Raw genomic sequence first — 14,606 nt, 5'->3', positions numbered from 1 at the left:
CCGTCAATGCAGCTTATCCGCCTGATCGCCTTCTGCGCCCTGAGCGCCCTAATGGCCCTCACCCTTGCCAACCCGGCGCGGGCGCTGACGCTGTTGCGCGATCCCGACATCGAATACGCGCTCAAGCAGCTGGCCGAACCGGTGCTCAAGGCCGCCGGCCTCAGCCCGTCGCGCACCGACATTCTGCTGATCGATGACAGCAGCCTCAATGCCTTCGTGGTGGACCGCGACCACATCTTCATCCATTCCGGCCTGCTGCTCAAGATGCGCACGCCTGCGATGCTGCAATCGGTCATCGCCCACGAGGCGGCACATATCTCGAACGGTCACCTGATGCGTCGCCCCGTCAACATGCGCAACGCCCGCACCGCCGCAGGGCTCGGCGCGGCGCTGGCGGCAGCCGCGGCCATCGCCGCAGGCGCGGGCGAGGCGGCAGGCGCTGCCGCCATCGGCGCGCAGACCACCGCGCAGCGGCTCTTCTTCACGCATACACGCGCCGAGGAAAACGCCGCCGACCAGTCCGGCCTGCGCTACATGGCAGCCGCCGGCATCGACACGCGCGGCGCGGTCGAGGTGATGGACATCTTCCGCGGTCAGGAGGTGCTCAGCCTTGGTCGCCAGGACCCCTACGCGCGCACGCATCCCATGTCAGCCGACCGCTTTCGCGTGATCCAGCGTCTGGCCGAGGCCTATGCCAGCGAGACCCGCGCCAATCCCGCCGCCGATTACTGGTTCGCGCGCGCCAAGGGCAAGCTCTCGGCCTTCCAGCGTGCCCCGAAATGGACCCTCACCCGCGCCGGCGAAACCGGTTATGCCGATATCAAGCTGATGCGCCAGGCCATAGCCCATCACCGCCGCTCCGACACCTCAAGGGCCATCGCCGCCATCGACGCCGCGATCGCACAGCGCCCCAACGATCCCTTCTACTACGAACTCAAGGGCCAGATCCTGATGGAAAGCCGCCGCTTCGCCGCCGCCACCGCCGCCTATGGCCGCGCGGTCAATCTGGCGCCCGAAAACGCGCTGATCCTCGGATCCTATGGCCGGGCGCTGCTGGCCGAAGGCAAGGTGTCGCAGGCACAGGATTATCTCGAACGCTCGCGGTCCCGCGACGGGCGCGATTCCCGTGTCATGCGCGATCTGGCCGTGGCCCATGCCCGGCAGGGCAACAAGGGCATGGCCGCGCTGGTGACCGCCGAGCGCTACGCGATGTCGGGCCGGCTTCAGGATGCGGGCTTGCATGCACAGCGCGCCAGCGACATGCTGCCGCGCGGATCGACGGGCTGGCGGCGGGCGCAGGATGTGCTATCAGCCGCTCAAGCCGCCGAACAGAAACGGAGATAACCCAGATGAAATTCGCCCCCCTCGCCGCGCTGGCCACAGCCGCCGCCTTCGCCCTGCCCGCGCAGGCGCTCGATCTGTCGGACATGAGCACCGCCGAGCGCGAGGCGTTTCAGGCCGAGATACGCGCCTATCTTCTCGAAAACCCCGAAGTCATCATGGAGGCCGTGGCCGTTCTCGAACAGCGTCAGGCCCAGCAACAGGCACAGGCCGATGTCGCGCTGGTCGAAAACAACGCCGACGCCCTGTTCAATGACGAAAACTCGTGGGTCGGCGGCAATCCCGAAGGCGACATCACGCTGGTGGAATTCATGGATTACCGCTGCGGCTATTGCCGCCGGGCCTTCCCCGAGGTCGAAAACCTTGTGGAGCTTGACGGCAATATCCGCGTGATCGTCAAGGAATACCCGATCCTGGGCGAGCAATCCATGCTGGCCGCGCGCTTTGCCATCGCCACGCTTCAGCAAGCCGGCGACGAGGCCTACAAACAGGTCCATGACGCGCTGATGACCTTCAGCGGCGACATCACCGAAACCTCTCTGCGCCGCCTCGGGGACGGCTTCGGGCTCGATGTCGAGACGATCATGGGCCATATGGACAGCGACGCCGTGACAGATGTGATCGCCGCCAACCATGCGTTGGCGCAACGCATGAACATCACCGGCACCCCCACCTTCGTGATGCAGGACCAGATGCTGCGCGGCTATGTCCCGCTCGACGCCATGCAGCAGATCGCCGCCGACATCCGCGGCTGATGCCCCGTCCCCTTGCAAGGCTCGGCCTGCCGTTCGCGGCAGGCCTTTTTCTCTGGGCCAGCGCCGCCTCGGCCCAGACCGATTTTCGTGAGCTGACCCCCACCGAACGCGCCGTCTTCCACTCCCAGATCCGCGAAGCGCTTCTGGGCCTGCCGCGCCATCTTCTGCCCGATGCCCCCGCGCCTGCGCTCGATATCATGGGCGACGCCATCGCTCAGGATCTCTCCCGCCTCAAGGACAGCCGCTCTGCCCTCTTCTCGCCGGACCTGCCCGGCTTCGGCCCCGCCGATGCCGCTCTGACCGTGGCGCTCTTCACCGCGCCCGATTGCCCCGATTGCGCCGCCGCCGAAGCCGATCTGCGCCGCCTTGCCGAAACCCGCGATCTGCGCGTGACACTTCTGGACATCGACGCGCATCGCGATCTGGCGCAGGCGCTCGAGATCGACCTCGCCCCCTCCTATGTGCTGCCGGACATGATGCTGCGCGGACATATCCCCATGATCGTGATGGAACGCTACCTGCCGCAATAACGCCCCTTGGTGGCATGGCGAAGGTTATCCACAGGATATGGTTGACACAAAACGAGAACATGCATAGAACAAAGCGAAACGCTTCGATCGGAGTTTCGCATCATGCTGACCAAAAAACAGCTCGATCTACTGGCCTTCATCCACAAGCGCGTGCAGCGCGACGGCGTGCCGCCCAGTTTCGATGAAATGAAGGAAGCGCTTGATCTGCGCTCGAAATCCGGCATCCACCGGCTCATCACCGCGCTCGAAGAACGCGGATTCATCCGCCGTCTGGCGCATCGGGCCCGCGCGCTCGAAATCGTCAAACTGCCCGAATCCCTGGGCGGTGAGGCAAGCCATGGCTTCACCCCCCGGGTGATCGAAGGCGACAAGCCCTCTGCCCCCCAGCCCGCCAACAGCTACGGGGTCGATGCCTCGGACGTGATCGACGTGCCGATGATGGGCCGCATCGCCGCCGGTGTCCCGATCGAGGCGATTGCCCATGCCAGCCATAATGTCACCGTTCCCGGTTCGATGCTGTCCGGCAAGGGCGTCCACTACGCGCTCGAGGTGCGTGGCGACTCGATGATCGAGGCGGGCATCAACGATGGCGACGTGGTCATCATCCGCGAAACGAACACCGCCGATAACGGCGATATCGTCGTGGCCCTCGTCGAAGATCAGGAAGCGACATTGAAGAAATTCTACCGTCGCGGCAACGCCATCGCGCTCGAGGCGGCGAACCCGGCCTATGAAACCCGTGTCCTGCCCGAAGAGCAGGTCAAGGTGCAGGGCCGGCTTGTGGGCCTCATCCGCAGCTACTGATCCGCTTCCCCGGATCGCGCCCGCCTTGTGGCCGGGCTGTTCCAGAGCCGCGCGCCGGTGATCTCGCGCGCGGTCACCACCCTGACCCCATCGCGCCCCATCCGCAGCGCCATCGCGCCAGTCTCGCGCAGCGTTCCGGGATGCACCACCTGACAGGGCAAGGCGCGGTCCGGCTCGACCGACAGCACCAGCCAGTCATGGCCCTCGCAATCGCGCAGGCTGTCCACCGCCCGCCGCCCATGCACCGCCAGCAGGCGGATCTCTCCCGGCATCACCTGCGACCAGCGCGCATGGGCCGCCGCCTGATCGGCGGCATCGCCGTCATTCTCCAGCCAATTCTGCGCGATGAAACCCGCGCCCTTCTCCCGGCTCAAGGCCCGCCCCTCCGGGGTCATCACCCCGACCAGCGCACCGCTATCGGCGATCAGCACCTGCGGCCGCTCCGCCACCAGCCACAGGACCCCGCTCACCAGCACCGGCGCCAGCCCCGCCAGCCGCCCCCACCCGCGCCACAGCATCACGAACAGAACGCCCACCGCCATCAGCGGCAGGACCAGCGGGCCGGGGCTGACCACCGTGCCGCGTGCGCCGGGCCAACCGGCCACCCAATGCGCCACCCACAGGATCCAGTCGAGCCCAAGCCCCATCACCCAAAGCGCCAGCCATTCCAGCCCCACGGGCATCAGGCATGCCGCCACCACCGCCGCCGGCATCACCATCACCCCCATCAGCGGCACGCTCATCAAGTTGGCGATCAGCCCGAAATGCGCGAACTGGTTGAAATGCGCCGCCGCAATCGGCGCCGTGGCGATCCCCGCTACAAAGGACGACACCAGCACCGACACCGCCCCCCGCATCCAGCGCGGTCCAAGCGGCACGTCATGATCCCGCAACCACCCATAGCCTGCCACCAGCGCCGTGGTCGCCGCGAATGACATCTGGAACCCCGGCCCCAGCAACGCCTCTGGGCGCAGCAACAGCACGATCACCGCCGCAACCGCGACCGACCGCAGCGACAGCGCCCGCCGGTCCAGCATCACCGCCACCAGCGCCACCGCGACCATCACAAAGGCCCGCTCGGTGGCCACATTGCCCCCCGACAGGCCCAGATAGACCGCCGCCGCTGCCAGCGCCATCACCGCCGACAGCTTCTTGGCGGGCACCCTCAGCCCCAGAACCGGCACAGCGGCAAAGCCCAGCCGGAACGCGCCGAAAACGAACCCCGCCAACAAGCCCATATGCAGCCCCGAAATCGCCAGCAGATGCGCGAGGTTTGTGACCCTCAGCGCCGTCAGCGCCTCCTGCCCGATGCCCGACCGGTCCCCTGTCATGATCGCCGAGGCAAAGGCTCCCGTCTCCCCCGGCAAGGCCGCCTGAATACGCGCCGACATCGCCATGCGCGCCTTGAACATCCACAGCCCGCGCTCGGGCGGCGCCAGCCCCACGACCGGCGTGCGCGTATATCCCACCGCGCCAAGCCGCAAGAACCACGCGTGACGCTGAAAATCAAAGCCCCCCGGCTCCACCGGACCACCGGGCGGCGACAGATGCGCGGTCATCATCACCCACGCCCCCGGCGCAAGCGTCGTGCCGCCCTGTTCCCCATGCAGCGAAATGCGCACCCGCTCGGGCGTGCGGCGGGGCGGCACATCGCGCAACGTCACCCGGTCCAGCGTCAGCCGGATCGCATCCGATGCCGACCGGTCGATGCCCACGATCCGCCCCTCCACCGGCCCGTAATAGCGCCAGCCCAGCACCGGCCCCTCCACCTGATGCGCCCGCGCGCCCGCCACGCACACCCCCACAGCCATCACGATCACCGCCCAGCCAAGCGGCATCCAGACCGCCCCGAACCAGCGCGCGCTCACCGCCAACAACAGCGCCACCGCACCAAGGACCGCATAGACCCACGGCTCCGGCTCGACCGTGAGCGCGAAATACCCGCCCGCCCCCGCCGCAAGACAGACCGGCACCCACGGAAACAGATGTCCCCGCTGCGCCAGCCACACCGCTTCCAAAGCGTTTTGCGAAAAAGCCGGAACACGGATTTTCGCGAAACGCAGTGCGCCGTTCAATCGTTGCTCGCGGTCCGCCTTTGGCCGATGCCTCAGTTTAAAGGCAGACCGCTTGAGTGACGCCCACGGTGCCAAGTCTTGTCTCCCATTCGCCGCCCCGATAGACAGGCGCCAAAGCTAGGCCCAACTCGGTTACCGAAAGGTTAATGCCGCCCATGTCCCAGACAATCGTGACCCGCTTCGCCCCCTCGCCCACGGGCTTTCTGCATATCGGCGGCGCGCGTACCGCCTTGTTCAACTGGCTTTACGCCCGCGGCCGCGGCGGCAAGTTCCTCTTGCGCATCGAAGACACCGACCGCGCCCGCTCCACCCCGGAGGCGACACAGGCGATCCTCGACGGCATGGCATGGCTCGGCCTCGATCATGACGGCGACGCGATCAGCCAATATGCGCGCGCCGACCGCCACCGCGAGGTGGCGCTCGAACTGCTCGACAAGGGCGCGGCCTATAAATGCTTCGCCACCCAGGACGAAATCGAGGCCTTCCGCGAAGCCGCCCGCGCCGAGAACCGCTCGACCCTCTTCCAAAGCCCGTGGCGCGACGCCGACCCCTCCAGCCATCCCGACGCGCCCTATGTCATCCGCATCAAGGCCCCCCGCGACGGCGCCACCGTGATCCGCGATGAGGTGCAGGGCGATGTGACCATCCGCAACGATCAGCTCGACGACATGGTGCTGCTGCGCTCGGATGGCAATCCGGTCTACATGCTCGCCGTCGCGGTGGATGATCACGACATGGGCGTGACCCATGTGATCCGCGGCGACGATCACCTTAACAACGCCGCCCGCCAGATGATGATCTACACCGCGATGGGCTGGCCCGTGCCGGTCTATGCCCATATCCCGCTGATCCACGGGCCCGACGGCAAGAAACTCAGCAAGCGTCACGGCGCGCTTGGCGTCGATGAATACCGCCGCATGGGCTATCCCGCGGCCGGGATGCGCAATTACCTCGCCCGCCTCGGCTGGAGCCATGGCGATGACGAATTCTTCACCGACGCGCAGGCGCAAGAATGGTTCGACCTGTCGGGAATCGGCAAATCCCCGGCCCGCTTCGACGTCAAGAAACTCGAAAATCTCTGCGGACAACATATCGCAACTTCCGACGATGCTGCGCTGCTGCATGAACTGCAGGATTATCTTTCGGCCACTGGTCAGCCCCCCCTGACAGATGCGATACTTTCGCGGATGCAGGCGGGTATGTACTGCCTCAAAGAGCGCGCAAAGACCTTCCCGGAACTTCTTGATAAAGCGGAATTTATCTTGGCCGAACGTCCGATCTCGCCCGAGCCGAAAGCCGCGGCGCAACTCGATGATGTATCCCGTCGTATACTGAAAGAATTGACGCCGCATCTGCAAACTGCTACGTGGACGCGCGACGATCTTGAGACGCTCGCAAAGCACTTTGCCGAATCTCACAATACCACCTTCGGCAAGCTTGCGGGCCCTCTCAGGGCCGCTCTGGCGGGGCGCAGTGCCACACCGAGCGTGTTCGACATGATGCTTGTGCTCGGGCGGGATGAAACCATCGCCCGCCTGTCCGATGCCGCCGCCGAGGCCGGTTAACCGTCTCGAAAGGCCGACTGTAATATGCTGCCCAAGGGCGCCTGAGGCGCGGGCAAGAAGAGGGAGACTCCCATGGCTGAGACCAAGGCACCCGCCAAGCTGCTGATCAATGGCAATGAATACGACCTGCCGGTCTATGCCGGCACCGCCGGGCCCGATGTGATCGACATCCGCAAGCTCTATGGGCAGGCTGGCGTGTTCACCTATGACCCCGGCTTCACATCCACCGCCAGCTGCGACAGCACCATCACCTATATCGACGGTGACAAGGGCGAATTGCTGCATCGCGGCTATCCGATCGACCAGCTGGCCGAGAAATCGCATTTCCTCGAAGTCTGCTACCTGCTGCTCTATGGCGAATTGCCCACCACCGCGCAGCTCGAGGATTTCGAGACCCGCGTGACCATGCACACCATGCTGCACGAACAGATGATGTACCTGTTCCGCGGCTATCGCCGCGACGCGCATCCGATGGCCATCATGGTCGGCGTGGTCGGCGCCCTGTCGGCCTTCTACCACGATTCCACCGACATCTCCGATCCCTGGCAGCGCGAAGTGGCCTCGATCCGGATGATCGCCAAGATGCCGACCATCGCGGCCAACGCCTTCAAATACACGCTCGGTCAGCCCTTCGTCTATCCGCGCAACGATCTGGACTACGCGTCCAATTTCCTGCGCATGTGCTTTGCCGTCCCCGCCGAGGATTACGTGGTCAACCCGATCCTCAGCCGCGCGATGGACCGCATCTTCACGCTGCATGCCGATCACGAACAGAACGCCTCCACCTCGACGGTGCGTCTGGCCTCGTCCTCGGGCGCCAACCCCTTTGCGTGCATCGCCGCCGGCATCGCCTGCCTCTGGGGTCCGGCCCATGGCGGCGCCAATCAGGCCTGCCTCGAAATGCTGCGCGAAATCGGCACGGTCGACCGCATCCCCGAATATATCGCCCGCGCCAAGGACAAGGACGATGATTTCCGCCTGATGGGCTTCGGGCACCGCGTCTACAAGAACTTCGATCCGCGCGCCACGGTCCTCAAGCAATCCGCCGACGAAGTGCTCGATCTGCTCGGGGTCGAAGATAACCCGACCCTGCAAGTCGCCAAGGAACTGGAAAAAGCCGCCCTCGCCGATCCCTATTTCGTCGAGAAGAAGCTCTTCCCGAATGTCGATTTCTATTCCGGCATCATCCTCGAGGCGATGGGCTTCCCCACGTCGATGTTCACACCGATCTTCGCGGTGTCGCGGACCATCGGCTGGATTTCGCAGTGGAAGGAAATGATCAGCGATCCGCAGCTCAAGATCGGCCGCCCCCGCCAGCTCTACAAGGGTGCGGCACTGCGCGACTACGTCGATATCGAGAACCGCTGACCCCCTCATCAGTACGACATCAGGCCGGGATGCGCGCGCATCCCGGCCTTTTTTGCGACCATACTCCTAAAATTGTCTGCAAATTGAGCCTGAACCCCCTTGGGGAATTCACCGCGCCTTAACCGCGCCTCTGCGATCACTGCCCTGGTTCCCTTGGCAACGCGGAGTTCCTCGTCATGGCCGTTTTCGCACTCCTTCTGCTCGTCGGGGCGTCGCTCGCGACACTGGTGGGGCTGTCCGGATCGGATGAGGATGGCATCCTGCCCGGCAACACGGACGACGATACGCCCCTGATCGATGGCACCCCCGGCCCCGACACGCTGCAGGGGGATGCTGGCGATGACCTGCTGGTGGGCCGGGCCGGCGACGATCTTCTGTCGGGTGGCGCGGGCAATGACTGGCTTTTGGGTCTCGACGGGGACGATATACTTCAGGGCGGTGTCGGGCGCGACGTGCTCATCGGCGGCGAGGGCGGGGACACGATGATCGGCGGCGCGGGCGACGACTTCATCGAAGCCGCCAACATTCTCGACGAAAGCGCGCTGATCGCCTCACTCGACGGGCTTGGCTCCTTTGCCGACATCGCCTTCCGCTACGCCCTTCCCGCCCTCTCCGATCAGGGCGATGAGATCGATCTGGGCGCCGGCAACGACACCGTCGTCGCCGGCAGCGACGACAGCGTGACAGGCGGCGACGGGGACGATGAATTCGCCTTGGGCGACTGGATCGAAGGCGGCCGCCCCGTCCTGATCGAGGATTTCGATCTGGCCGAGGATCTCATCACCTTCATCTCCGCCTCGGACCAGCCCACGCCCGAGCTGACGGTCGAACGTGACACGATCACCGGGCTCACAACGCTCAAGGCCGATGGTCAGGCTGTCGCCGTGCTCCGCAACGCCAGCCCCGAATTTTCGCTGCGCAACGTGGCAGTGGGGCGCTACGCTGCCTGACTCGTCGTGACTCGTCCTGACGCGCCCCGTCCCGGCCCGCTCCGCAGATTGTCGCCCGTTCGGCGACAATGATCTGCACCGCTGATATTGTCATTCTTGGCGCGCAATATAGCCCTTATTTATTCCACCTTTATGCCACATTCTCCAAGACTCGACCGGTCCCGCGAATTATGATGCCTCGTGTTTAACGAGTACAAGCGGAGGTTGTTATGCTTGGTATTGTTCTTCTCAGCCTGTTGGGCATCGGGGCCACGGCAGGTCTCATCGCGGAATTCACGGATGACGACGATGATAACAACAACGCCTTCTTCCAACCCCCCCGCCCCGGCGATGACGCCACACCCGAGGATCCCGGCACCAACCTGAACGACATGATGACCGGCACCGATGGCGATGACACCATCGAAGGCAGCGATAGCGCCACGGTCAACGCAGGTGCTGGCGACGACATCGTCACCGGCAATGCCGGCGCCGATTCCTTGAGCGGCGAGGCCGGCAATGACCGGCTTTCGGGTCTGGCCGGCGACGACGTCCTGTCCGGCGGCGACGGCAATGACGACATCTTCGGCAGCGATGGCAACGATATCGGCTTCGGCGGCGCGGGCGACGACCTGATCTGGGGCGGCTCGGACGACGATATTCTGGCGGGCGGCGCAGGCGCCGATACGCTGATGGGCTCCTCCGGCGATGACATCCTGATCGGCGCCCTGACGCCCCTTGACGCAGAGCTCGCCCCCGATATCGCCACCGCCATCGCGAATGGCGGTCTGACCCTGACGGCACTGGACGTGTTCAACCCCGAAGGCGATGCCGATGCCGGTGACACGCTCATGGGCGGGTTCGGCGACGATATCCTCGTCGTCGGCAGCGAGGACAGCGCCACGGGCGGCGACGGATCGGACATCTTCACTCTCGGCGACTGGATCCAGGATGGCCGCAGCGCCGAGATCACCGATTACGACGCCGCCGATGACCAGATCATCGTCGCCTATCAGGGCAGCACGCCCACCGTCACCATCGCCGATGACGGCGCCTCGAACGCGCTTATCCAGCTCGACGGCGTCACCATCGCTAGCGTCACCGGCGCCGCAGCGTCGCTCACGCTGTCCGACATCGTGCTGTCCGCCGTCGGCCCCGATGGCGGGCCAGCGGGCGATACCCGCCTCGGCTCAGACGGTCCCGACGACATCGAAGGCAGCGCCGGCGAGGATCTGATCGCCGGCAATGACGGCAACGATTCCATCACCGGACTGGCCGGCGCCGACATCCTGCGCGGCGGCCTTGGCGATGATCTGATCGACGCCGGCGCCGACGATGATCGGGTGTTCGGCAATGACGGCAACGACACGATCCTTGGCGGGGCTGGTGACGACTTCCTGCGCGGCAGCGACGGTGATGACCAGATCACCGATACCGAGGGCGCCGACATCATCTTCGGCGATCTGGGCAATGACGTGATCCTCGGCAGCGCCTTTGGCACTCTCGCCACGCCCGCAGCCCTCGATTTCTCGGCAGATACCGACACGGTGGGCGATCAGCTGGATGGCGGCTTCGGCGATGACACGATCTATGCCGGGCTTGATGACACGCTGACCGGCGGCGACGGCAGCGACACCTTCGTGACCAGCGATATCGTGGCGGGGGACACCAATATCACCATCACCGATTTCGATGTCACCCAGGATCTGCTCGTCATCTCGGTCGATCCGGCGGCACCGTCGGCGCTGTCCATCACCTATACCCCAGGCGCCTCATTCGGCAGCATCGATGCAAATGTCCTGCTCGATGGCGATCTGGTGGCCTTTGTCGAAGGTGTGGGCCTCGCCTTCACCGCGTCCAACGTGACCCTGCAGCCGCGCAGCTGACGCATATAGCGCGACCCTCCGGGACCGGCGGCACCCAAGGCGCCGGCGGTCCCTGTCCGCTCAGCGCCCCTCGTATTTCGCCGGGCGCTTCTCAAGGAACGCCACAACACCTTCCTTGAAATCGCGGGTGGTGCCGCACACCCCCTGCAACCGCGCCTCCAGATCAAGCTGGGCGTCGTAATCGTTGGCCCAACTGCTGCGGATCGCTTGCTTCAACTGCCGGTAAGCCACCGTCGGCCCCTTGGCCAGATGCGCGGCCCGGCCCTGCCAGTGATCGGCGAACGCCTCCTCAGGCACCGCCTCCCAGATCATGCCCCAATCGCTGGCCTGCCGGGCACTCACCGGCTCGGCGAACAACGCAGCCCCCATCGCCTTGGCCGCCCCCATCTGACGCGGCAACCAATAGGTGCCGCCCGCATCCGGAATAAGCCCGATCCGCGTGAAGGCCTGCAGGAAATAGGCCTTCTCCGACGCGATCACCACATCGGCGGCCAGCGCCAGATTGGCCCCCGCCCCCGCCGCAGCCCCGTTCACCGCGCTGATCGTCGGCACCGGGCACTCTCCAATGGCGCGCAGCATCGGCTCGTATTCGTCGCGCAGCACCCGCTCCAGATCCATGTTGGCCGCAGTCCCGCTATCGCTCAGATCCTGCCCCGAGCAAAAGCACTTGCCATTCCCGGTCAGCACCAGCACCCGCGCCTGCCGCCCGGCCCGGCCCACCGCATCGGTGATCTCGGCCCGCATTTGCGTGTTGAGCGCGTTCATCTTTTCCGGCCGGTCCAGCCGCAAGATGGCCACGTCATCCACGATATCGAGGGTGATTGTCTGATACTCTGTCACGGGTCTGTTCCTCCGGGCTGTGTCGGGGCTGTGTCGCCCCAGTCAAACCCGATTTCGCCGCTCAGGGAAAGCCGAACCGCGCGTCAGTCCTTCATGATCTCGCGCAGACGCTCCGCCTCGTGCTGGCTCAACACGTCCTTGGGGCCTTCCTCGACCTGTGATCGCCGCCGCAGATAGGTCCAGCCGATCCCGGCCCCCACCAGCAGCATCATCGGCCCCGCCAGCCACAGCACCAGGTTCGCGCCCGTCGCCTTGGGCTGCAACAGCACGTATTCGCCATAGCGGTCCACGATGAACTGCACGACCTCTTCGTTGCTGTCACCCTCCACCAGCCGCTCACGCACCAGAAGCCGCATGTCTCGCGCCAATTCCGCGTTGGAATCGTCGATGCTCTCGTTGCGGCACACAAGACAGCGCAGACCGCCCGAAATCTCCCGTGCCCGCTCTTCGAGCTGCGGATCGTCCAGCATTTCATCGGGCTGCACAGCCCCCACCGGCGCCCAGAAAAGGCAGAGCACCAGTCCAAGGATCAGGCGTTTCATTCCGCCGGCACCCCGCCCGCAACAGTCGGCGTCTTGCGAGCGCCCGCAGCGATCCGATAGCGCCGGTCCGACAGGCTCAGCGCGCCGCCAAGCGCCATCAGGATAGAGCCACCCCAGATCCAGTTGGCCAGCGGCTTGTAATAGGTCCGCACCGCCCAACCGCCATTGCTCTGCGGATCGCCGATCACAACATAGACATCCCGCCAGAACCCGATATCCAGCGCCGCCTCGGTGGTGGGCATCCGCGCCACGGGATAGAACCGCTTCTCAGGGTAAAGCGTGGCGATCTCGGTGCCGTCGCGCGACAGGCTCACCTGCCCCATGGTCGAGACATAGTTCGGCCCCTGCACCTCCTGCACATCCTCAAGAACCAGCGTGAAGCCCGACAATTCGAAACTCTCGCCCTCCTGCACCACGCGGATATCCTCGGTCTTCCAGGCCATCATCGCCGCGACCCCGGCAATCGTGATGCCGAACCCGGCATGCGCCACCGCCTTGCCCCAATCCGCCCTCGGCAGACGCGCCAGACGGCCAAGCCGGTTCTCACCGCGCCCGGTCCGGCTCCACAGATCGACAGCCGCCCCCGACACGAGCCACGCCGCAAGGAACAGACCCACCGGACCAAGCCCGCTGCGCCCGGTCTGCATCGCCCAGGCCAGAACGCCAATGGCCACCGACAGCACGAACACCAGCCGCAAGGGCCGGATCGCCTTGCTCAAGGCGCCACGCTTCCACGGCAGCATCGCGCCCACCGGCAAGAGCAGGCCAAGCGCCACCATGAACGGCGTGAATGCCATGTTGAAGAACGGCGCACCCACGCTCAGCTTGCGGTCGAACAGCATTTCACTGACCAGCGGCCAGATCGTGCCGACGAACACCACAAAGGCCGACACCGCCAGCAGCACGTTATTGGCCACCAGGAACGATTCCCGGCTCACCACCGAAAACACGCCCTTGGCCTGCAGCACATTGGCCCGCGCCGCAAACAGCGTCAGACCACCCAGCATGAAGACCGCCGTGATCATCAGCAGGAACATCCCCCGCTCAGGGTCCGTGGCGAAGGCATGCACCGACGTCAGCACCCCCGACCGGGTGATGAAGGCCCCGATCATCGAAAAGCCGAAGGCGATGATCGCCAGCAGGATGGTCCAGCTTTTCAGCGATTCGCGCTTTTCCACCACAATCGCGGAATGCAGCAGCGCAACGGCGATCAGCCACGGCATGAAGCTCGCATTCTCGACCGGGTCCCAGAACCAGAAACCGCCCCAGCCCAATTCGTAATAGGCCCACCAGCTGCCCAGCCCGATCCCGATGGTCAGGAAAATCCACGCCGCCAGCGTATAGGGCCGCACCCACCGACCCCAGGCCGCATCCACGCGCCCCTCAATGAGCGCCGCCACCGCGAAGGAGAACGTCATCGAAAGCCCGACATAGCCGAGATAAAGAAACGGCGGATGGAACGCGAGGCCCGGATCCTGCAACAGCGGGTTGAGATCCTGCCCATCAAAGGGCGGCACCTGCATCCGCAGGAACGGGTTCGAGGTGAACAGGATAAAGGCGAAGAACGCCACCCCCACCATCGCCTGCACCGACAGCACCCGCGCCTTCAAGGTCGGCGGCAGGTTGCCCCCGAACCATGCCGCGAACGCCCCGAACAGCGTCACGATCAGCACCCACAGCAGCATCGAGCCTTCGTGATTGCCCCAGACGCCGGTGATCTTGTAGAGCAGCGGCTTGTCCGTATGGCTGTTGATCGTCACCAGTCGGACCGAGAAATCCGACATCACGAACGCATAGGTCAGCGCCGCAAAGGATGCCGCCGTCAGCAGGAACTGCACATTCGCTGCAGGCGCCGCCACCGCCATCCAGCCCGGCCATCGCCGATGCGCGCCGACAAGGGGAACAATCGCCTGAACACAGGCGACAAGGAAGGCGAGGATGAGGGCGAAGTGGCCAAATTCTATAATCATG

General features: G+C 65.2%; 12 protein-coding genes. 8 read left to right on the top strand and 4 right to left on the bottom strand.

What is annotated here, in order from left to right:
* Positions 1 to 6: 6 nt before the first annotated feature.
* The 4 genes from F3H35_RS06080 (at position 7) to lexA (ending at position 3,430) form a co-directional block, all read left to right on the top strand.
* Positions 7 to 1,344 (top strand): M48 family metalloprotease, encoded by a 1,338-nt coding sequence (locus F3H35_RS06080; RefSeq protein WP_149778714.1) that lies wholly within the window; start codon positions 7 to 9, stop codon positions 1,342 to 1,344.
* A gap of 5 nt (positions 1,345 to 1,349) precedes the next feature.
* Positions 1,350 to 2,096 (top strand): DsbA family protein, encoded by a 747-nt coding sequence (locus tag F3H35_RS06075; RefSeq protein WP_149778713.1) that lies wholly within the window; start codon positions 1,350 to 1,352, stop codon positions 2,094 to 2,096.
* Complete coding sequence (locus F3H35_RS06070) at positions 2,096 to 2,626, top strand: thioredoxin family protein (protein ID WP_149778712.1); 531 nt, start codon at positions 2,096 to 2,098, stop codon at positions 2,624 to 2,626. Before F3H35_RS06075 ends, F3H35_RS06070 begins: the two co-directional genes overlap by 1 nt.
* A gap of 102 nt (positions 2,627 to 2,728) precedes the next feature.
* Positions 2,729 to 3,430 (top strand): transcriptional repressor LexA, encoded by a 702-nt coding sequence (gene lexA, locus F3H35_RS06065; RefSeq protein WP_149778711.1) that lies wholly within the window; start codon positions 2,729 to 2,731, stop codon positions 3,428 to 3,430.
* On the opposite strand, the gene F3H35_RS06060 is transcribed toward lexA, so the two are convergent.
* Positions 3,424 to 5,505: a ComEC/Rec2 family competence protein gene (locus tag F3H35_RS06060; RefSeq protein ID WP_223228321.1), complete on the bottom strand. Its 2,082-nt coding sequence runs from the start codon at positions 5,503 to 5,505 to the stop codon at positions 3,424 to 3,426. The two genes, lexA and F3H35_RS06060, sit on opposite strands and share 7 nt — an antisense overlap.
* Before the next feature lie 155 nt (positions 5,506 to 5,660).
* Here F3H35_RS06060 and gltX point away from each other — a divergent pair, with 155 nt between their 5' ends.
* The 4 genes from gltX (at position 5,661) to F3H35_RS06040 (ending at position 11,253) form a co-directional block, all read left to right on the top strand.
* A complete protein-coding gene (gltX, locus tag F3H35_RS06055) occupies positions 5,661 to 7,070 on the top strand; it encodes a glutamate--tRNA ligase (protein WP_149778710.1) in 1,410 nt (469 codons plus the stop codon).
* A 72-nt stretch (positions 7,071 to 7,142) separates the two neighbouring features.
* On the top strand, positions 7,143 to 8,438 hold the full coding sequence (gltA, locus tag F3H35_RS06050; protein ID WP_149778709.1) for a citrate synthase: 1,296 nt from the start codon (positions 7,143 to 7,145) through the stop codon (positions 8,436 to 8,438).
* 176 nt (positions 8,439 to 8,614) lie between these two features.
* Positions 8,615 to 9,388 (top strand): calcium-binding protein, encoded by a 774-nt coding sequence (locus F3H35_RS06045; RefSeq protein WP_149778708.1) that lies wholly within the window; start codon positions 8,615 to 8,617, stop codon positions 9,386 to 9,388.
* Positions 9,389 to 9,597: 209 nt separating this feature from the next.
* Positions 9,598 to 11,253 (top strand): calcium-binding protein, encoded by a 1,656-nt coding sequence (locus F3H35_RS06040; RefSeq protein ID WP_149778707.1) that lies wholly within the window; start codon positions 9,598 to 9,600, stop codon positions 11,251 to 11,253.
* A gap of 60 nt (positions 11,254 to 11,313) precedes the next feature.
* Here F3H35_RS06040 and F3H35_RS06035 read toward each other — a convergent pair whose 3' ends face one another.
* The 3 genes from F3H35_RS06035 to F3H35_RS06025 form a co-directional block, all read right to left on the bottom strand.
* Entirely contained in the window at positions 11,314 to 12,093 is a 780-nt protein-coding gene (locus F3H35_RS06035; protein ID WP_149778706.1) for an enoyl-CoA hydratase-related protein, read from the bottom strand.
* A gap of 83 nt (positions 12,094 to 12,176) precedes the next feature.
* Complete coding sequence (locus F3H35_RS06030) at positions 12,177 to 12,635, bottom strand: cytochrome c-type biogenesis protein (protein ID WP_149778705.1); 459 nt, start codon at positions 12,633 to 12,635, stop codon at positions 12,177 to 12,179.
* The gene (locus tag F3H35_RS06025) at positions 12,632 to 14,605 is read right to left on the bottom strand and encodes a heme lyase CcmF/NrfE family subunit (RefSeq protein WP_149778704.1); all 1,974 of its coding nucleotides are present in this window, start codon (positions 14,603 to 14,605) and stop codon (positions 12,632 to 12,634) included. The genes F3H35_RS06030 and F3H35_RS06025 overlap by 4 nt, the downstream gene beginning before the upstream one ends.
* Position 14,606 lies beyond the last annotated feature (1 nt).

It is taken from the genome of Roseovarius litoreus (assembly GCF_900142765.1).
GTDB lineage: Bacteria > Pseudomonadota > Alphaproteobacteria > Rhodobacterales > Rhodobacteraceae > Roseovarius > Roseovarius litoreus.
Note: the sequence above shows the minus strand (reverse complement) of the source record. Positions and strands in the feature narration are given on the sequence as shown.